Annotated in this window: 13 protein-coding genes; 8 read left to right on the forward strand and 5 right to left on the reverse strand. The window is 44.3% G+C overall.

The genetic code is table 11. From position 1 onward, the window contains the following. Nucleotides 1-7: 7 nt before the first annotated feature. Nucleotides 8-2,263, reverse strand: coding sequence for a S9 family peptidase (locus DVG78_RS19630; RefSeq protein ID WP_114462751.1), 2,256 nt, complete (start codon nucleotides 2,261-2,263; stop codon nucleotides 8-10). Nucleotides 2,264-2,517: 254 nt separating this feature from the next. On the opposite strand from DVG78_RS19630, the gene DVG78_RS19635 reads away from it, so the two are divergent. The 3 genes from DVG78_RS19635 (at nucleotide 2,518) to DVG78_RS19645 (ending at nucleotide 4,916) form a co-directional block, all read left to right on the forward strand. Continuing rightward, nucleotides 2,518-2,985: a hypothetical protein gene (locus DVG78_RS19635; protein ID WP_114462752.1), complete on the forward strand. Its 468-nt coding sequence runs from the start codon at nucleotides 2,518-2,520 to the stop codon at nucleotides 2,983-2,985. An 88-nt stretch (nucleotides 2,986-3,073) separates the two neighbouring features. Beyond that, nucleotides 3,074-3,742 (forward strand): endonuclease III, encoded by a 669-nt coding sequence (nth, locus tag DVG78_RS19640; protein ID WP_114462809.1) that lies wholly within the window; start codon nucleotides 3,074-3,076, stop codon nucleotides 3,740-3,742. 88 nt (nucleotides 3,743-3,830) lie between these two features. Then, complete coding sequence (locus DVG78_RS19645; protein ID WP_114462810.1) at nucleotides 3,831-4,916, forward strand: aminotransferase class V-fold PLP-dependent enzyme; 1,086 nt, start codon at nucleotides 3,831-3,833, stop codon at nucleotides 4,914-4,916. A gap of 64 nt (nucleotides 4,917-4,980) precedes the next feature. On the opposite strand, the gene DVG78_RS19650 is transcribed toward DVG78_RS19645, so the two are convergent. From DVG78_RS19650 to DVG78_RS19665, 4 genes are all read right to left on the reverse strand, one after another. Then, nucleotides 4,981-8,277, reverse strand: coding sequence for a 3-coathanger stack domain-containing protein (locus tag DVG78_RS19650; protein WP_114462753.1), 3,297 nt, complete (start codon nucleotides 8,275-8,277; stop codon nucleotides 4,981-4,983). A gap of 129 nt (nucleotides 8,278-8,406) precedes the next feature. Beyond that, nucleotides 8,407-8,916 (reverse strand): cupin domain-containing protein, encoded by a 510-nt coding sequence (locus tag DVG78_RS19655; RefSeq protein WP_114462754.1) that lies wholly within the window; start codon nucleotides 8,914-8,916, stop codon nucleotides 8,407-8,409. A 2-nt stretch (nucleotides 8,917-8,918) separates the two neighbouring features. Then, complete coding sequence (gene map, locus DVG78_RS19660) at nucleotides 8,919-9,683, reverse strand: type I methionyl aminopeptidase (RefSeq protein WP_114462755.1); 765 nt, start codon at nucleotides 9,681-9,683, stop codon at nucleotides 8,919-8,921. Between the two features lie 76 nt (nucleotides 9,684-9,759). Further along, complete coding sequence (locus DVG78_RS19665) at nucleotides 9,760-10,593, reverse strand: aminotransferase class IV (RefSeq protein WP_114462756.1); 834 nt, start codon at nucleotides 10,591-10,593, stop codon at nucleotides 9,760-9,762. A 148-nt stretch (nucleotides 10,594-10,741) separates the two neighbouring features. Between DVG78_RS19665 and DVG78_RS19670 the strand changes: the two genes are divergently transcribed. From DVG78_RS19670 to DVG78_RS19690, 5 genes are all read left to right on the forward strand, one after another. Next, nucleotides 10,742-13,621 (forward strand): outer membrane beta-barrel family protein, encoded by a 2,880-nt coding sequence (locus DVG78_RS19670; RefSeq protein ID WP_114462757.1) that lies wholly within the window; start codon nucleotides 10,742-10,744, stop codon nucleotides 13,619-13,621. 39 nt (nucleotides 13,622-13,660) lie between these two features. Beyond that, complete coding sequence (locus DVG78_RS19675) at nucleotides 13,661-14,392, forward strand: GLPGLI family protein (protein WP_114462758.1); 732 nt, start codon at nucleotides 13,661-13,663, stop codon at nucleotides 14,390-14,392. A 73-nt stretch (nucleotides 14,393-14,465) separates the two neighbouring features. Then, nucleotides 14,466-16,298, forward strand: coding sequence for a sensor histidine kinase (locus tag DVG78_RS19680; protein ID WP_114462759.1), 1,833 nt, complete (start codon nucleotides 14,466-14,468; stop codon nucleotides 16,296-16,298). Nucleotides 16,299-16,322: 24 nt separating this feature from the next. Beyond that, complete coding sequence (locus DVG78_RS19685) at nucleotides 16,323-17,075, forward strand: response regulator transcription factor (protein WP_310589132.1); 753 nt, start codon at nucleotides 16,323-16,325, stop codon at nucleotides 17,073-17,075. A gap of 497 nt (nucleotides 17,076-17,572) precedes the next feature. Next, a complete protein-coding gene (locus DVG78_RS19690; RefSeq protein WP_114462760.1) occupies nucleotides 17,573-19,390 on the forward strand; it encodes a glycosyltransferase family protein in 1,818 nt (605 codons plus the stop codon). The last annotated feature ends 35 nt before the right edge of the window (nucleotides 19,391-19,425 follow it).

A 19,425-nucleotide genomic window follows, 5' to 3' on the forward strand; every position in this document is an offset into this window, starting at 1 on the left:
CTAAAAACTACAAATTCTTTAATACCCAATCCGTCATCATTTGATAACGGTGCATGAGGGTATTGCCGCCACTGATGCCGTGATTGCGGTTGGGGTAATAAAAGCTGTCAAACTGCTTACCTGCCTTGATGAGGGCATTGACAAAATCGACGGAATTCTGAAAATGAACGTTGTCGTCGCCCGTTCCGTGAACGATGAAGAATTTGCCTTTCAGTTTATTAACGTGCTGAATGGGGGAATTGTCATCGTAGCCTGAAGCATTGTCTTGCGGGCGTTTGAGGTAGCGTTCTGTGTAAACGGTGTCATAATACCGCCACGTTGTCACGGGCGCGCCTGCAATGCCCGCTTTGAAGTAATCGGCACCGATGGTCATGCACAGCGAGGCCATGTAACCTCCGTAGCTGTGGCCGTGAATCCCGATGCGAGACGCATCCACGTAGGGCAAGGTGGCTAAGTATTTTGCCCCTTCAATTTGGTCTTCGGTTTCGTATTTGCCAAGTTGAGCGTACGTAACGGTCCGAAAGGCATTGCCGCGCGCGCCCGTACCGCGCCCATCTACCGATACAATCATGTAGCCTTTGCTGGCCAACACCTGAAACCAATAAAACAACCCACCACCCCAAGTATCGGTCACAGTTTGTGAGCCAGGGCCGCCGTAAACGAACATTAAAACGGGGTATTTTTTGGTGGGGTCAAAGTCAAGCGGTTTCATCATCCAGCCGTTGAGGCTCGTGCCCTGTGTAGTGGTAAATTTGAAAAATTCTTGTTTAGAAATACGATATTCGGTCAAGCGCTCGCGGAGTTTTTGATTTGCCTCCAACGTACGTACCGCTTTGCCCGTAGGTGTCTGATGCAGACTCACAGCCAACGGTTCTTGCGTCGACTGGTTGTAAATCAAATAATAACTAAAGTCAGGACTCATGTTGACCGTATTTGAACCTGATTTCTCGGTCAATTTTACGGGTTGAGGCACTGGAAGGGGTTTCTTGGATTTTTTGTTGACGGGAGGAGTGGCAAAACTCAAACTGTACAAATGCCGCTCCATCGGCGAAACCATCGGCGAAGTAAAGTACAGGGTCTGCGTTTTTTCGTCGATTCCGACCAAATCCGTTACTTCCCAATTGCCAGAGGTCAGGGTTTTGAGCAACGTACCGTTCATATCGTATTGGTACAAATGCTTATAACCGCTACGCTCAGAGGATTGAATAAACGATTTTCCATCCGCCAAATAGCTAAGGTCGTCCGTAAATTCTAAATCCACGTAGGTTTTACTTTCTTCGCTCCACACGGTTTTGGATTTACCCGTTGCGGCATCACTGTGCAGAATGTCTAACCGATTTTGCAGTCGATTCATGCGTTTGATGGACAATAAACCAGGGTTTTGTGTCCATTTGATGCGCGGAATGTATTGGTCTCCTTCGGGGCCAACGTCCACTTTTGTTTTTTTGTTGGAAGCTAAATCATGGACCCAAATCTCCACCAGCGAGTTGGCTTCTCCTGCCTTTGGATATTTATAACGGTAATCTTTAGGGTACAAATCGCCCCAAAGCTGCATGTTGTATTCAGGAACGCGGCTCTCGTCAAAGCGATAAAAAGCAATTTTCTTGCCATCGGGAGCCCATTCAAAAGCCTTGGCAAAACTGAATTCTTCTTCATAGACCCAATCCGAGGCACCGTTGAGGATTTCGTTGCGTTTTCCATCGGTGGTGATGGCCTGCTCGGTAAGGGTAGAAAGGTCGGTAAGATACAGGTTGTTGTCCCGAACAAAAGCCACTTTGCTGCCATCAGGTGAAAGCGTAGCCAACATTTGTTTGCCGTTTTTGGAGAGCTGCACCAACTTTTTGCTCGCCAAATCATACACGTAAAACTCCGCCTTGAAGGACCGACGATAGATGCGCTCGATGCCCGTGGTCAACAACAGTTTACGCTCGTCGGCGCTGAGTTCATAGCTGTCAAACTGGATGTTTTGATTGGTGCCCTCTACCTTGACGGTCGATTGGTCAAAAAGCGTTTCGACGGCCTCGCCCGTGGCAATGCTATATTTAATGACTTTCCCGCTTTGTTGGGCGGTGTAAAACCCGCCAGCTTTCATCCAGTTTACGCCAGATACGCTACGCGGGGTAAAGACAGAGCCTTGTGGGCCGTAAATATCATTGAGGGTAACGGTTTTTGGCTGGGCTTGGACAAACGAGACAAAAAACAAATAAAAAATAAAAGATGGAACGGTAAACCGATAATGGGTTGAAGGAAAGGTTTTTCTCATGAAATTGATGAATAAGTGAACAAATAAGACGCAATGAGACAAAGATAGGGAAAACTTGACCAACCATTAAATCACCCATATTGCGGGAAATGAAACATGGATTATAGTCTATGAAGTAATAATTCTAAGAATTGGTCTTGCACATTTAAATGTTATATTTCTGATAATATTTTTTATTTATGGTCATAAAAGTCTGATTATTAATGATGTAAATGAAAATCTAATCCCAAATTAACTTTTAAAAATAGTGTCCAATGAAATTCTTTCAAAGGTTGTTATCTATAGTTATTATTTTAAAAGCTATCGGTTTTATCATTCCAATAGAGTTTAGTCAGATTGACTTTAGAGCGTCTTTTAAGTACTGGCACAATCTTTTCTTGGTAGGATTACTATTTTTTTGGATTCTTTTTTTTATATATGGGAGCAAGTCGGGCTTGAGGTTATGGGAAAGCTTGATGGTAACGGTTCCTCTTTTGGTGGTTTTTGCAGTAGTTTCTCTATTTCTTTTTACGGGTCTCTGTAGGTGGGAAGAAGAGAGAGAATTATATGCAAAAGAGAATAATAACGATAAAATCGTGAAAAGAGACCTTAATTGTGGAGCAACCACAGATTATGATTATGAAACATTTTACATAAAGCCCCTAACACCGTTATTCAATTTTATTTGGAAAATTGATACGTCTTCAATCCAAAAGGATAAGTGGAGAAAAGTATCAAAGTAGAACAATTACAACCACTTTTTTCCTGATGACATTAGGCTTCTTCAGGAAACAAGTATCTTTGAAAGCCAAAAAAGGGCTGTCCAAACCTATGCAAAAGAAAGAACGCTATCGCCTTTTAATCGAACATTTCTCGCAGAAATTTCCCGAAGCTAAAACAGAACTAAATTATTCCAATCCATTTGAACTATTGGTGGCGGTGATTTTGTCGGCGCAGTGTACCGACAAGCGTATCAATATGGTTACGCCGGCACTTTTTCAGCGTTATCCTGACCCGCAGGCCATGGCCGATAGTACCGCTGAGGAAGTATTTCAATTGATTCGGTCGGTGTCGTACCCCAACAACAAAGCCAAGCACCTTGTAGGGATGGCCCGGATGTTGCTTGATAAATTTGACGGCGAGGTCCCGAGCACGATTGAGGAGTTGCAACAAATGCCGGGCGTGGGGCGCAAAACGGCCAACGTCATTGCTTCTATCATTTACAATCAGCCCACGATGGCGGTCGATACGCACGTTTTTCGGGTTTCTCACCGGCTGGGTTTGGTTGCCAAAACCGCCACCACTCCTTTGGCGGTTGAGAAAGAACTCGTCAAATACATCCCCGATACGGTGATTCCTTTGGCGCATCACTGGCTGATTTTGCACGGGCGTTATGTGTGCGTGGCGCGCAGCCCTCAATGTAACAAATGCGAACTGACGCACGCCTGTAAGTTTTATGAGACGCTTCAAAAAAAATTGAACACTTCTAAAAAGAAGTAGGAATTGTAGTAATTGGTATAAAAAACGGGTTTTTAGCGTAATTTTGCCCCCTCAAACCAAAGGCCTTACCGATAGGGCTCCAAATCAGATGAAACAAGTCTATTTTACAGCCGGGCCGGCTGAGATGTATCCTACGTTTGAGAAGCACTTACTGACCGCCGTTGAGCAGCAATTGGGTTCGATTTCGCACCGTAGCCAGAAGTTTCGGAGCATTTATCAGTTTACGGTAGAGCAGCTCCGTACTTTGATGAATATTCCTGATACGCACGGGATTTTCTTTACGGGTTCTGCCTCAGAAGTGTGGGAGCGGGTGGTACAAAACTGTGTAGAGCACGAAAGTTTTCACTTGGTCAACGGGTCTTTTTCCAAGAAATTTTACGAGTATAGCGCATCGCTTCGGAAATACGCCCACAAGCAAGAAAAACCCTTTGGTGAAGGTTTTGACTACGCTGAAGTGGAAGTGCCCGAATACGCCGAATTGATTTGTGTCACGCACAATGAAACCAGTTCGGGCGTACAAATGCGCGAGCCCGACATCCACAAACTCAAGCGGAGCAATTCTAAAAAACTCATTGCGGTAGATATGGTGTCGTCGGCGCCGTACCCCGACTTAGATTTTAGCGTGATTGATACCGCGTTCTTTTCGGTTCAAAAAGCTTTTGGCTTACCTGCGGGTTTGGGGGTATGGATTGCCAATGAAAAATGTCTCGCCAAAGCCGAGCGTTTGCAGAAATACGAAGATGCTACCATCGGGGCGCACAACAGTTTACCCATGCTGTGGAAGAACTTTAAGAATTATGAAACACCCGCTACGCCCAACGTAATCAGCATTTATCTGTTGGGAAAAGTAGCCGAAGATATGAACAAAATCGGTGCCGAAACGGTGCGTAAACAGACCGAAGAAAAATATAAATTACTTAATAAATACATTGAAACCAGTCGTGCTTTCAGCCCATCGGTAGCCGAAGAGCGGCATCGTTCGCGCACGGTGATAGTGGCCAATACCCGCATTCCGTCGCCCGAAGTAATTGCTCAGGTAAAACAAGCCAATATGATTGTCGGGAGCGGTTATGGACCTTTCAAGGAAAGTCAAATCCGTATCGCCAATTTCCCTGCGGTATCGTTTGAGCAGGTAGAAGCGTTGATTGGCGAATTGAAGAAACTGGAGAATTAATAAACGAGGCGGGCGATTAAGGCTCGCTTCGTTTAACATACTTCTTATTTGTGCAGACAAAAGTTTAGGGCTTAGTTACTTCACATCCTTTAATTTCAGCGCTGAATAGTGTTTGGCCTTCGGTTTTGAAGCCGGGAGTTAATTCTATGGATTCTTTAGCAGAAAATAACGTGTTGTTTTTAATGACTGGAGCGCCGCTTTTAATAGTACTGTTGGAATAGTATTCGTTACTGTCCGAATAGATATAGCCCGGATTTACGTCTCCATAACACCTTTTTACCCGTACTTTTCCTATTGCCTGACCATAACCGCATACGCTTTCAATGTCGGCTAAAGTATATACATTGCCGGGTGTTGACGAAGCCCATATAGGCGTCACTTTTGTGTATGCCTGTATGGTTGTTCCTCCGAAAGTAGTGGGATTTACCACCGTTTTTCCGTCCCAACGAGGAGTGTTGGAGTTGAGTGTTTCGGCTTTCAGGTAGACAGATGAGTTACTGCCATCAACCCATAAGATAGAGGTGCCATCAGAAGCGGTTAGTTTGACCTGATGGCGTTTATAAATAGAAATTCGAGGCAAACGATAGTTTTTGGCGAAATGACCTTCATGGCTTAATGGCTCTACCTCAACCCCAAAACCGCCCTCATAGGGCATATCAGGAATTTGGACGGTATAATGAAAAGGGCGCTTTGTGACAACAGGGGCCTCAAATCGAAGGGAATCAGGATATGTCTGAGCATAAGGCGCAATCGGTCTGAAATACACTTTGTAGTCAGTCGGTACATTTTGCGGATTGCCCTCGATGGAGAACATTACATCCACTATATTTTGCTGACATCTTATACCTGCTTCGACAAGTGCGGTTTGGATTCGATAAGGTCTTACCTTGATTTTTACAGTGTCATTCAGGGATGTAACTCCGCAAATATTTTCCAGCGCATTTAATACCAACAGTGTATCGTTGGAGGGCTTTATATTAATGTAAAGACCGTTTACCATGCCTGAGTTATTATTCACGTAGGCGGCATAATTATACCAAGTACTATTGATCTTAACATTATAAGGTTCATTGGAATTAGAAGTGGAAGATTGTATAATAAGCGGCACACTTTCTCCCTTTAACAGATCAATAGTTTTACTTAAAATCTTATTCCCGTTTAAATCAAATGTATTCACAAACAGAGAAGCTGTTTGGTTGACTGTAATATACGAAGATGCCTCGCGAAAGGCGGTAGGTAGGTTATCAACTTCCGTCTGAACCGAAGAGATAACAAACTTGCAGAAATTGTTGTCTGCCGAAACAGGTATATTGGTCGGGATCTGAATAGATAAAATTTTTGACTTGCCTCTGCCTACTTCATAAACGACAGGGACGTAATTGATATATCGTACCAACCGGACTAAATACTCATCTTCTGTTGAAAAAGTCCCGGCAGTTTTTATTTCAATTGTATAGGTGCCTCCCAAACAAACTTGCTTAGGACTTTTTACGATGAAAATGTTTTTCTGTGTGGTATTTGTAACGGTTACTGTAACCTCCGGAACAGGGAAATTTTCGGTTTTTCCACATCTGTTTTCGAGGGTCTTCCATCGGAAAGAAGTGGTTTGTGTAATGAGCGGATGCAGGGAAATGTCTCTGGTGTATTCAATGTCACTCGCGAAAATAGATAATGTATCGTCGCGTTGCCCATCGGTAAATATCAACGACCCGGGGGACCCTCCTTTGAATAAAAAAGAGAGATAGCCGTTTCCGGGGCTTGTCATCGGTGTAGATGCCCATGCCGTTACCGGAACAGGTTTTTGAGTTACTTTGATTTGTTGCCAATACAATGAACTTGAAGCGGCCGGAGCATTAGTTTCAATTTTTAGGCCAAAGCTGAATGCCGTAGACTCAAAAGATGAAGCGGCGGGAATCGTAAATACCAAACTGTCGGAGGAAATACGAGTGGTTGGCAATGACAAAACCGTACTATTGCTCAAATACAGTTTAGCAGTAAAGGTCGTACTGGCAGTAAAAGGAAGTGACGACTTTATTTTTAGCCTTAATTTCTCGTTTTCGCAATAGGTGAGTTTTGGTAAATTCTCAATGTAAAAATCGTTTTTTACAACAAGCTCCCGCTCTCCTGAAACGGAATATTCCCGGGAAATTCCACACGCTGTGATCAACGAATCAACTTTATAATAATGTGTTTTTTCAGGGTTAAGGAAAACGTCGGCCATATATCCGGAACTTGCACCACTATAGCTATTGAAATTATTGACAATGGTGCCATCTGAGAGTTTGAGTGTCAAAGGTCTGCCGGACTCTGTTGTCCCAACACTGCGTATTCTAAGCCAAACTTTATTTTTATATCCCACCGGATTTGTGACACCGTCCAGCCAATCTAACTCAATTTTCGGGGCACTATTCATAAAGATCGGAACGAAATCAGTGGCGGCGTCAGGAGCAATGGATCTTATTCGTACAAAATAAGTTCCTGATGAAAATGAATTATCTAAAGTACCGGTGAAGTTGCGGGCATCTACAACCGTCGTGGAAAGTTGTTTGATGGTGTCGCCTTTAACATTGGCGACTTCGATCACTACTTGGTCAGGGTTAAGTTCACCTGTGTAATCTATATTGACGTTAATTTTTCGATCCTCGCAAATTGCTTTTGGATATACAGATGTTATTTTCAGTTTAAATGGATTTACTTTCACAGTAATGGTATTAGGGGGAATAACTTTGCCTATACCGCACCTGTTCTGAATTTGAACCAATTGATAAACAGTTGTTTGATTAGGTGATAATCCCCATTCTCCACCTAAGTACCAAAGGGTATTGTCAGCCAATTTACCGATTACATTGTCATCGCCTCGGTATAATTTATGGCCCACATACCGTGCTTGTCCTGCATTGGTGTATTCATTCGGGAATCTTGAAATAGGGAAAATATCAACTGCCTGCATGGGCTGTTCCAGTTGAATAGTAGGCAAAAGGCCAACATTAAAATATGTTTCATTGCTGACTGCAACCGGGTTGGTCGAGCTTATGCTCGCAACTGGAAACAATTTCCATGTTCGATTTTTATCAGCGTATAGTTTAGGTAGTTTAAATTGCAGAGGAGAGGATGTATTATCAGCGGTTATATAAATAACGGTATCTCTTGACGAGCCCGAATTTTCCTTAAGTTTAAGTACAAATTTATTATCAGGTGCCCAGATACCGGATAATGTAACAGGAACATAGATGGTTGTACCTACGCAAAGAGAACTAAAATCGGTGGAAACGATAGAAATTGACTGGCCTTTGACAGGAACGTTGAGTAAGACTGTTAAATACAATATTATAATCCAATAAATGGGAATTTTATTCGCCATCAGTAATGAAAATTTAGTGGAGAATTTATGGCTATGTAATTGTACGTAAAACTGTTTTCGACATAAAATATACCGTTCTGTTTACCGAAAAATCTGTAGAGAGTTTTCTGTATGGTATAGTCTCAAAAACTAACCTTTTTCAAGCGTCAGCAACCGAATCACTTCCTCATGTTGTGGATAAGTTGCTAATAAATCTACCCGTTCGGCCAGTTCAAAATCGGCAAAATCAAAGCCTGGCGCGACGGTGCAACCTACCAGAGAATAATCGCTTGCGGCATCGGGCTTAGAACCAAACCATGTACCCGCCGGCACTACTGCTTGAAACACTTCTCCGTTGTCAGGATTAGAGCCTAATTTTATGATTTCCAGTTTCCCGTCTTCGTGAATAACGTAGACATTCAACGGCCCACCCGCGTAAAAATGCCACATTTCATCGGCCTGAATGCGGTGTAGTGCCGAGAAATGATGGTTTTCCAGTAAGAAATAAATGCCCGTGCCAAAACTTCTGTCTCCCGAAAAACGGCTCGGAAGTGCACTTTGTGAAATGCTTTCCGTCGAACGGTAAGTTTCGGTAAAATAGCCACCTTCAGGGTGCGCCTGCATTTGGTATTTCTCCACCCAATACTTTGCCTGTTTCATGTTCAATTCCAGATTTCGTTGCTTTCGGTAAGTATCACAGGTTTTCCGTCGGTAATCATAATGGTATGCTCATGTTGGGCTACAAAACTGCCATCGTTGGTCACAAACGTCCACCCGTCGCCATTTTGGTGCGCAAGCGTGGCTTTGGTGGAAATGAAGGTTTCTACAGCTACAATGGAGTTTTTTCGGAAACGGCTCGTGTTAAAGCGGTCATAGAAACAAGGAATTTCGGACGGCGCTTCGTGCAAACTCCTACCTACGCCGTGCCCGACGAGGTTGCGGATGACCCGATAGCCTGATTTTTTGGCTTCGGTTTCAATCAATTTGCCAATGTCGGCAATTCTGACGCCTCCTTTGATTTGATGAATGGCTTTGTGTAAAATTTGCTTTGAGGCGTTGACCAGTTTTAAGTGGTTGTTTTTGTCTTCGCCCAATACAAAAGAGCCGCCGTTGTCGGCCCAGAACCCGTCGAGTTCGGCCGAAACATCAATGTTAACTAAATCACCTTCTTTTAGAATTTTGTGTTCGGAAGGAATACCGTGCGCTACTTCATTGTTGAGGCTGATGCACGTCCATCCCGGAAAACCATAGGTAAGGCGTGGGGCCGATTTGGCCCCAAATTCTTGGAGTATTTGTCCGCCGTAATCGTCTAGTTCTTTGGCGGTCATGCCAGGACGGGCGTACTCGCGCATCTTTCGGAGGGTAGTGCCGACGGCTTCGCTGATTTTTTTCATGCCGTCTAGTTCGGCAGGATTGGTGATAGACATGAGACTATTATTGGTTAAAAGAAGCGGTAGATAGAACGTTAAAACCTAAGAGTATTGAGAATAAGCCCTCCAAAAACTAGGCTTTTACCAATCCATACCCCGTCACCAATTCCTCAAACTGCCCCAATAACTTCAGGGTTCTGATGCCGGGCTTGCCGTCGCCCACAATTTGACGGCCAATTTGCACCACGGGCATCACCCATTTGGTTGTGCTGGTGGTGAAGGCTTCGTCGGCTTCTTCCAGTTCTTCCACTTTCAGCGGACGAATTTCTACCTTGAAATCTTTTTGGGCCAGTTCCAACACTACCCTGCGCGTAATGCCGTGCAAAATGTTTTGGTCGGGTGTGATGAGGGTATCGCCTTTGAAAATGAAGAAGTTGCTGCGCGTCAATTCGCTTACTTCACCGTCTTTGTGGTATAATAAATCGGCCGCTCCCTGCGATTTCATCTCGGCGGCGAGGCGAATCATGTGGAGATAATTGGTGCTTTTAAGCTCGGGCAAGTCGCGCACAAACTCAAAGGGCAACACTTTGATGCCTCGGTAACGCCCTTCGGGGTTGTCTTTGGGCAGGTTTTCGGCAATAATCAAAAAATTGGGCTCTACCACGCTGACACTGTCGGGCGAATAGCCGCCAGTTAAGACAAAACGGTACGCAATATCTGGCTGATCGGACAGTTTGTAGAGTTTTGCCAATACATCGGCGGTTTGAGCCTGTGTAAGCGCTACGGGCAGGCGTAGGACTTCGGCCGAACGGGTAAAACGCGCCCAGTATCCATCCCACTCAAAAGGAACGCCGTTGTAGGTACGGAAGTAGTCAAAAAGGCCGTAGCCGCGCAATAAAGCAAGATCGTTGATTTTGACCGAAGCCTGTTCGACAGGGATAATGTCGCCGTTGAAGTAGCAATGCATGGTGAATGAAGATGTCTAAGATGAGTGTTTGCAAAGATAGGGTTTTTGGCATTAACCTTAATTAACATTGTTTCTACGACCATTAACCTACTTTGGCCGAGAGCCTCATTAGTTTTGTCCCGTAGTCATTCAAAAACCCATTACAGCCATGCGTTATTTAAGTAAAAGTGTTACAGTGAACTCCCGACAGAACACGACGTTGACAAAAAGAAAAAAGGCAACTTCTTTCTTTCAACGTTATGCCCTGTCGGGGCTTTTTTTTCTGGTACTTTCGTCGGCTTCACTTGCCCAAAAATTAACCATCAAAGGAACGCTTCGCGACACTGCCAACCGCCCGTTGGAAGGCGCAACGGTGATGTTGTTGGATGGAAAAGATACATCGCTAGTCTCTTTTTCGAGGTCCCAATCGACGGGGGCGTTTGAGTTTAAAAACGTAACCAATGCCCCGTATTTTCTCAAAGCCACTTACATGGGCTTGCAACCGATGAGTCAATTGATTCAGCCACAAACAACAGATTTGTTGGATTTAGGAGCGATTCAGATGGCGCCTGTTCCTAAGGATTTAAAAGAAGTAATTGTCAAAGGCGAGCGCGACCCCGTGACCATCAAGCAAGACACCATTGAATACAATGCAGGCTCGTTTAAAGTACAGCCCAACGCGGCGGTGGAAGATTTACTCAAACGTCTGCCGGGTGTAAAAGTAGACCGCGACGGAACGGTTCGCGCCCAAGGACAGCAGGTGCAACGGGTGACGGTCGACGGCAAAGAGTTTTTTGGACGTGACCCCAAAATGGCGACCAAAAACCTGCCCGCCGACGTAGTAGATAAAGTACAGGTATTTGACCGAAAATCAGACCAAGCGCAGTTTACGGGCATTGACGATGGTCAGCGGGAAAAGACCCTTAACCTGACGTTGAAAGAGGAAAAGAAAAAAGGGATTTTTGGCAATGTCACGGCGGGGGTGGGTGATGCGAGTCGGTATTCGCTCAAAGGTAATTTTAACCGTTTCAGCAAAACCCGCCAATTGTCGTTTTTGGGAATGGCCAACAACATCAATCAACAGGGGTTTTCCATAGATGATTACATGAACTTCACGGGCGCTTCGCAACGCATGATGGCCGGTGGTGGGGTGCGGTTGCAGTTTAACTCAGATGATGATGCGGCTATTCCCCTCAATTTTGGTGGGCGCAATAATGGCTTTGTCACCTCGGGCGGGGCGGGCTTGAATTACAATGACCAGCTCAGCAAAAAGACCGAGTTGCAAAGTAACTATTTCTATAATCAACTCGACCAATTGATTGAACGTGAGACCAATCGAGAGACTTTCCTGCCGATGGGTAATTTTAAAACCAATCAAAATACCGCCCAGAAAACCACCAATGCTACGCACCGAGGAAATGTGACCTTGGACCATAAAATTGATTCGCTCAATTCGCTTAAATGGACCAATAACTTCAATTATTCCCAAAATTCATCCAACACAGGCAGCAGCACCCGTTCCATAAACGGCAGTGGGATTCTCGAAAATGAAGGTACGCGGCAGTCAAACGCCCAAGGCGATACGTGGCGACTCAATTCTGAATTGTTGTGGCGGCATAAATTTGGTAAAAAAGGACGTACACTGTCAACCAACTTTATTTTGGGAATGGAACAAAGTGGTCGTGATGGTAGCCTGCGCGCCGTCAATACATTTTATAATCCGACGGGACAACGCAATCGGGTGGATACTTTGCGCCAAACCAACACCCAAACCAATGATCGTCAGAGCTATGGACTGACGGCATCTTATACCGAGCCGCTCGGCAAACGCAAATATCTCGAAGTAAATTATGCCCTGAATTTTACCCAAAATGACGTTGACCGGCAGGTTTTTGACGTCAATGGAGAAGGTCGTGCGCCGCGCTTCAATACGCAGTTGAGCAATCAATTCCGCAACGATTTTATGTACCAAAGGGGAGGGCTGAATTTTCGGATGAATGATAAAAAATACAATTTCTCAACGGGCGTAAGTGTGCAACGTTCGGCATTGAATGGAGATTTGATCTTACAAAATGCCCACATTGAGCGCACATTTGTGAATGTGTTGCCCAATCTGCGTTATCAGTACAATTTTGCCGCAAATCGTAACATCAACCTGACCTACGACACAGATGTGCGCGAGCCGAGCATTCAACAATTGTCGCCGATTGTGGATAACAGTGACCCGCTCAATATCGTGACCGGCAACCCGAACCTGCGCCCTGAATACAATCACCGCCTCAATTTGAACTTCTTTAATTTTAATCAACTCAAATTCAGCAATTTCTTTGCCTTCGCCAATCTGACCTATACCACCAACAAAATTGCCAATGCGCAGCAAGTAGATGCTAATTTGGTGCGTATGTATCGCCCCGTCAACGTAAAAGATGACTATACCGTCAACGCCAATATCTCGAAGGGATTTCGGATTAAAGCCCTCGGTACTCGGGTGAATTTTAGTACTAATTTGGTGTTAAATCGGGGCATTACGCCCGTCAACGACGTAGACAACCTCACGCGTCGCCTCGAAAGTCGCAACCGGCTTCGGTTTGAGTACCGCTATAAGGAAATTTTGGACCTTTCGACGAGCGCGGCCATTACCTACAACCAAACGGAATATTCGCTCAATCCCAATCTTAATCAGTCGTTTGTGAATCAGGTATATGATGTAGAAGGTAACTTAAAAGTAACCAAAACGCTCACTCTTAACTCGACACTGGACTACAATATTTACGATTTTGCGGGTTCAACTTTTAACCAAAAAGTGCCTATCTGGAATGCGTCGGTGTCTAAATTTTTCCTGAAAGCTAACCGTGGAGAACTCAAGTTTTCTGTTGTCGATATGCTAAATCGTAACGTGGGCATCAACCGCATTGCGCAGGCCAATTTCGTACAAGATGAGCGGATTCGCTCCTTGGGCCGCTACTTCCTGTTGAGTTTTACGTACAGCCTCAAAAGCTTCATGGGCGGTATGCCATCGGGCGGAATGCGCGTGATACGTCAGGGGTAAAAATATTCATTTTTAAACAAATAATTAAATCATAAACCAATGAAAAAGACAAGTTTAAGCCTAATTTTGATATTTTGTTTGTTGCAGGCTTTTGGCCAACAAAATGAAGGAGTGGTGTTGTACGACCAAAAAATCAACATGCATAAACGTATGCAAGACGAGTCGATGAAGGCCATGGTGCCTGAGTTTCGTACCAACAAAATGCAACTTTTGGTTCGGGCCAGCGAATCGTTGTTTAAGGCTGCCGCACAACCCAACGAAGACGAAGAAAACACGGATGCCAACGGAAATACGGTGCGCATGGTGATTCGCGTTCCGCAAAATGAAACCTACCGCAACTACGAAACCCAAAAATCCGTAGAATTGCGCGAATTGGCGGGGCAAAAGTTTTTGATTGAAGATACCCTGCGCCGGATGCCGTGGAAATTGGCGGGAGAGACCAAAAAGATTCAGGGCTATGACTGCATGAAGGCTACCATGACCAATAAAGTAAATAACCAGCCCATCGTAGCGTGGTTTACGGAGGCCATCCCCGTACCGAGCGGGCCAGCAGGATTTGGGGGATTGCCTGGCTTAATTTTGGAAGTAGACGTCAATGACGGCGATATGCTTTATACATTGACCAAAGCGGAATTTAAAAAATTGGCCGCAAACGATATAAAACTGCCTTCGGGTGGGAAGAAAATAACCGAAGCCGAGTTTACCAAAAAACGTGACGAATTCATGAAAGAAATGGGAGGACAAGGTGGCATCAGAATCATTCGAAATTAGTATTTTGTAATTAGCATTTTGTCCCCCTGAAAGGGCCTATATAACTCATGTACTGTTAATAAAAGTGGTAAAAATGAGGAATACTAAGTCAGCTATTACTTCTTTATCCCTGATGGTCGCCAGTATGCTTTTACTGGCGGCTTTTCAGGTATTTTGGCTGCGCAAAGAATACAATGAACAAAAAAGCATTTTGCAGAAAGAAGCCGATATTTTGTTCAAAAACACCATTCAGGCCTTGGAAGACTCGGTGATTCAGAAAAAGATAACTTTTCCGATGAAGAAAGTATTTTTGATTGATTCACAAGCTCAAAAAACGAATAAAGTTGCCATTGACCGAAAGTTCACCTTTAGATACACCCTCGACAGTACGCCTCCTACACCTGTCGTTTATTCGGAAAAAAAAACGCGTGACGGCAAAAATGAAAGAGCAGAAGCATTCAACTTATTTTATATCCAAACGGCGGCGCGAATGGCTCAATCACTGGGTGTAGATACCACGCTTTCAAAAAGTAAACTGCACGACGTTTTACGAAAAACCCGACCCGAAGATATTCGTGCCATTAAGTTGAATTCAGTGGGCAACTTGGACATTACCAAGCTGACCGTTGCCGACACTACACCGCAGGGCAAATCCGAAATTATCATTGTAAAATCGCATCAACCGTCTGACACCCTCCAACGAATGCTTGGCCGAATGGCCAAAGTGGTTATGTATAATCGCCCAAATCGCGACAGTGTTTTGTCATTTACGCCACTTTCAGAAGGAAATAATAACCTGAGAATCTCAGTGATTGAGCGGAGTGAAAAAGCGCCATTGCGACGCAAAAACAAAGCAAATAATAAACCTATTGAGAATCAGTTTATCATTCGGTTGGGCCACGATTCGTTGAAAATCCAAGACATTAAGCGGGCGTATGTTGGTCAAATTCAGAAGTCAAAAATTGACTTGCCGTTTCAAGTGGTGCGACAATCGACGAAGCCGTTGGTTGAAAAACAGGAGATTACTTTGCCTAAAAATACGAATGAGCAGGTTTTAGCTACCTCGGCCGTTCCAACGACGATTGCCTTTGGAAGCACCTACACGGCGGTGTTTTCTGGTTATGAGGGTTTTTTATTGAAAAAAATCCTTCCACAAAGCCTGTTTTCGTTTTTTCTGTTGGCCATTACAGGCTTGGCTTTTGGGGCGATTTACCAAAATCTTCGCCAGCAGCGCCGCCTGACGGAACTAAAAAATGATTTTATCAGCAACGTGACGCATGAACTCAAAACGCCCATTGCCACCGTCAGCGTAGCAATTGAGGCGTTGCAGAATTTTGGGGTTTCGCAAAACCCCGAGCAAACCAAAGAATACCTTGAAATATCAAAAAGTGAACTTAATCGCCTGACGTTGTTGGTAGATAAAGTGCTGAAAATGGCGACCTTTGAGCAGCACGGACTGACGCTTTCGCCCGAAACCGTTGATTGGGCCGAACTCATTCAGTTGGTGCTGAATTCAATGAAATTGCAATTTGAGAAATACGAAGCAAAAGTAGATTTTGACAAAATAGGGAATTCTTTCCTACTTTCTGCCGACAAAATTCACCTTACCAATGTGGTCTATAATTTGTTGGATAATGCCCTAAAATACACCGAAACACGGCCCCAAATTTCGTTGTTTTTGCAAGAAACCGACGCGGAGCTGCGCCTTTCGGTGAAGGACAACGGTATCGGTATTCAGTCGGAGTTTTTATCGAGGATTTTTGATAAATTTTTCCGGGTGCCCACGGGCGACACGCACGATGTAAAAGGGTATGGGCTAGGATTGAGCTACGTATCATCGGTTGTCAAACAACACCACGGCCGCATCGAAGTAGAAAGTGAAGTAGGTAAAGGCAGTATCTTTACCATCATCATCCCCAAACCGTAGGGGCGGGGCTCGCCTCCGCCTGATATGCGTTTGTCTCCACCCGAAACCCAAATTGCGGCGCACCGTTTGTCACCACCCAAAAAAAGTATGACCAAGATTCTGTACGTAGAAGATGAGCCCTTTTTAGGGAAAATTGTAAAAGAAAGCCTCGAAAGCCGCCAATTTGAGGTGTGCATGGTAGCCGACGGCAGCGATGTCATCACCCAATTTAAAGCATTTCAGCCCGTTATTTGTGTGTTGGATGTGATGCTTCCGCACCGAGATGGCTACGCATTGGCGCAGGATATTCGTCAATTGGCCCCCGAAATGCCCATTATTTTTCTAACCGCCAAAACCCAAACCGAAGACGTGTTGAAAGGATTTCAGGCAGGAGGGAATGACTATGTACGGAAGCCTTTTAGCATGGAGGAACTGATTGTCAGGATTCAGAATTTACTTCAATTGACCAACGCTAAGCCCGTCTTAGTTGCTCCAAACGGCCATATTGTGCTTGGTAGCTATACTTTTTATCCTCATAAGTATGAACTTTACCGCGCCGACAATCTGCGCAAACTCTCCCACCGCGAAACGGAATTACTTTCTATATTGGCCGAAAACCGCAACTTCACGGTACCGCGTCGCGATATTTTGATGCGGGTTTGGGGCGATGATTCTTTCTTCAATTCCCGCAATTTAGACGTATATATCACCCGCCTACGCGACTATCTGCGCGAAGACCCTGCCCTCGAAATCGTCACCCTCAAAGGAGTTGGCTACTTGTTTAAGTGTGAAGTTTGAGAAAACTTCCCAAAATCCCCGCAGTGATGAGGGATAATGCCATTATTTTTTATAGTATTGTTGGGAAAGAAATTTTATTTTTTTCTCATTTATGCCTTTATTGAACGATATGGGCATTATCTTTAGGAACTCTGATATTCTGGTTAAAAATATTAGAATGCTATTAGAAAATAGGCTCCTCAAAATAGTTACCGATAAAATAATATCAAATAATCAAGTAGTGTAACGGGTAAATCTATTTTTAGATAGAAAAACCACCTTGTTGAGAATGAGGTGGTTGGAAGTGAATTGTGGGCGGATGTCAAATAAAGAGTAAGTTGTATTTTGAAAAAACAGGTCGAAAACCTTCCTAACACATGTTGTAAGTATTTTAACCAACTTTATCCTTAGCGTTTGTTTTCCTTGAATAAAAGTAAATAAACATTATTATTGCAATTCAAAACTATAAAATTGTACATTTTGAATTAAAAATTGTACATTAAAAATCTTCATTAATCGTGGAAAAGAAACCTAAAAAAGCCCTCTTATTTGAAGTCGCTTGGGAAGTATGCAACCAAGTGGGAGGAATTTATACCGTAATTCGGAGCAAAGTCCCTGCGATGGTCGACCAATGGGGGGATGATTATGTATGTTTGGGGCCTTATTTCCCTCAACGTGCTTTAACAGAATATGAGCCTATCACTTCAGATGACGGGTCGGGGATTTATCAGACCGTAGAAAAGATGCGCGAGGCAGGTTTCGTAGTCGAATATGGCTACTGGCTCATTACCGGAAAACCTCGCGTGGTGCTGTTTGACATTAGGAGTGTAGCGGCGCAGCTAGACCGTATAAAGTATGGTCTGTGGGAACGGCATCAAATCTCGACGGTCAATATTGAAGATTTGGTCAATCAAACGTTGGGTTTTGGCGAAATGGTGCGGGTTTTTCTGACCCAGTTTGCGGAAGATTACGCCAAAAAATTTGAAATTACAGCCCATTTTCACGAATGGATGGCAAGTTCGGGATTACCAGATTTGCGTAAAGATGATGTTCGGATTGCGACCGTATTTACCACCCACGCCACTATGTTGGGACGGTATATCGCTTCCAACGAGCGGGATTTCTACACCAAACTTCCCTCATTTGATTGGCAAAAAGAGGCGCGGTACTACGCCATTGAGGCCCAGGCCACCATCGAGCGCCTTGCTTACCTGAGCGCTCACGTGAGTACCACCGTCAGTGACGTAACGGCGCGTGAATGTGAAGTGTTTTTGGGGAAATATCCCGACTTGGTACTGCCAAATGGCCTTAATATTCAGCGCTTTGCGGCAGTGCACGAGTTTCAGAACCTACACATGAAGTACAAGGAAAATATCCATCGGTTTATCATGGGGCACTTTTTCCAAAGCTATTCTTTCAATCTGGACAAAACGCTTTATTTCTTCACGTCGGGTCGCTATGAATTTGTCAACAAAGGCTACGACATTACGATGGAGGCCTTGGCGCGGTTGAACTGGAAAATGGTGCAGGCCAAGATGGATATGACGGTGGTGATGTTTATCGTGACGCGCCAACCTTATCATTCTATCAACCCCGATGTACTTCAGTCAAGAGCAGTTTTGGGTGAAATACAGGATACCTGCGAAGCAATTGAAAAGCAATTGGGTGATAAGTTATTTTTGGCTTCTGCTTCTTCTACCGACCACCATTTGCCTGATTTGAATCAATTTGTGGACGAATATTGGCGCTTACGTCTCCGTCGGACTATTCAAACCTGGAAAACGAAACGCTTGCCGCCTTACGTAACCCACGACCTGAAACAACCTGATTCCATCACAGAATATTGCGAGCGTTCGGGCCTGAAAAACCACGAGCAAGACCGCGTCAAAATCGTATACCATCCTGATTTTATTGCTTCAACAAATCCACTTTTTGGATTGGATTACGGCCAATTTGTGCGAGGATGTCACCTGGGGATTTTTCCAAGCTACTACGAGCCGTGGGGGTATACGCCATTGGAGTGCGTAGTACGTGGTATTCCCACCGTTACGAGCGACTTGTCGGGCTTCGGTGATTTTATCATGCAAATTATGCGTGATTACGAAAACCGAGGTATTTATGTGATCAATCGCAAAACACAAAACTTTGATCAAGCCGCCGACCAATTGGCCAACATCATGTTCAAATTTGTACGTATGAACCTGCGTGAGCGTATTCAACAACGTAATAAAGTAGAGAATATTTCGGATGTATTCGATTGGGGAAATCTGCGCTCTTACTACGATACGGCCCACGATTTGGCGGCAAAGAAGGCTTTCAAAACTACGGTGAATTAATTTTTATAGCTTGATTCACCCTCGGAAGGCTTAAA

It is taken from the genome of Runella aurantiaca (assembly GCF_003339505.1).
In the GTDB taxonomy this organism is placed as follows: Bacteria; Bacteroidota; Bacteroidia; order Cytophagales; family Spirosomataceae; genus Runella; species Runella aurantiaca.

Excerpts from the sequence above, each read along its gene's own strand:
- DVG78_RS19630 (WP_114462751.1), bottom strand. The coding sequence starts at position 2,263 with ATGAGAAAAACCTTTCCTTCAACCCATTATCGGTTTACCGTTCCATCT.
- DVG78_RS19635 (WP_114462752.1), top strand. The coding sequence starts at position 2,518 with ATGAAATTCTTTCAAAGGTTGTTATCTATAGTTATTATTTTAAAAGCT.
- nth (WP_114462809.1), top strand. The coding sequence starts at position 3,074 with ATGCAAAAGAAAGAACGCTATCGCCTTTTAATCGAACATTTCTCGCAG.
- DVG78_RS19645 (WP_114462810.1), top strand. The coding sequence starts at position 3,831 with ATGAAACAAGTCTATTTTACAGCCGGGCCGGCTGAGATGTATCCTACG.
- DVG78_RS19650 (WP_114462753.1), bottom strand. The coding sequence starts at position 8,277 with ATGGCGAATAAAATTCCCATTTATTGGATTATAATATTGTATTTAACA.
- DVG78_RS19655 (WP_114462754.1), bottom strand. The coding sequence starts at position 8,916 with ATGAAACAGGCAAAGTATTGGGTGGAGAAATACCAAATGCAGGCGCAC.
- map (WP_114462755.1), bottom strand. The coding sequence starts at position 9,683 with ATGTCTATCACCAATCCTGCCGAACTAGACGGCATGAAAAAAATCAGC.
- DVG78_RS19665 (WP_114462756.1), bottom strand. The coding sequence starts at position 10,593 with ATGCATTGCTACTTCAACGGCGACATTATCCCTGTCGAACAGGCTTCG.
- DVG78_RS19670 (WP_114462757.1), top strand. The coding sequence starts at position 10,742 with ATGCGTTATTTAAGTAAAAGTGTTACAGTGAACTCCCGACAGAACACG.
- DVG78_RS19675 (WP_114462758.1), top strand. The coding sequence starts at position 13,661 with ATGAAAAAGACAAGTTTAAGCCTAATTTTGATATTTTGTTTGTTGCAG.
- DVG78_RS19680 (WP_114462759.1), top strand. The coding sequence starts at position 14,466 with ATGAGGAATACTAAGTCAGCTATTACTTCTTTATCCCTGATGGTCGCC.
- DVG78_RS19685 (WP_310589132.1), top strand. The coding sequence starts at position 16,323 with ATGCGTTTGTCTCCACCCGAAACCCAAATTGCGGCGCACCGTTTGTCA.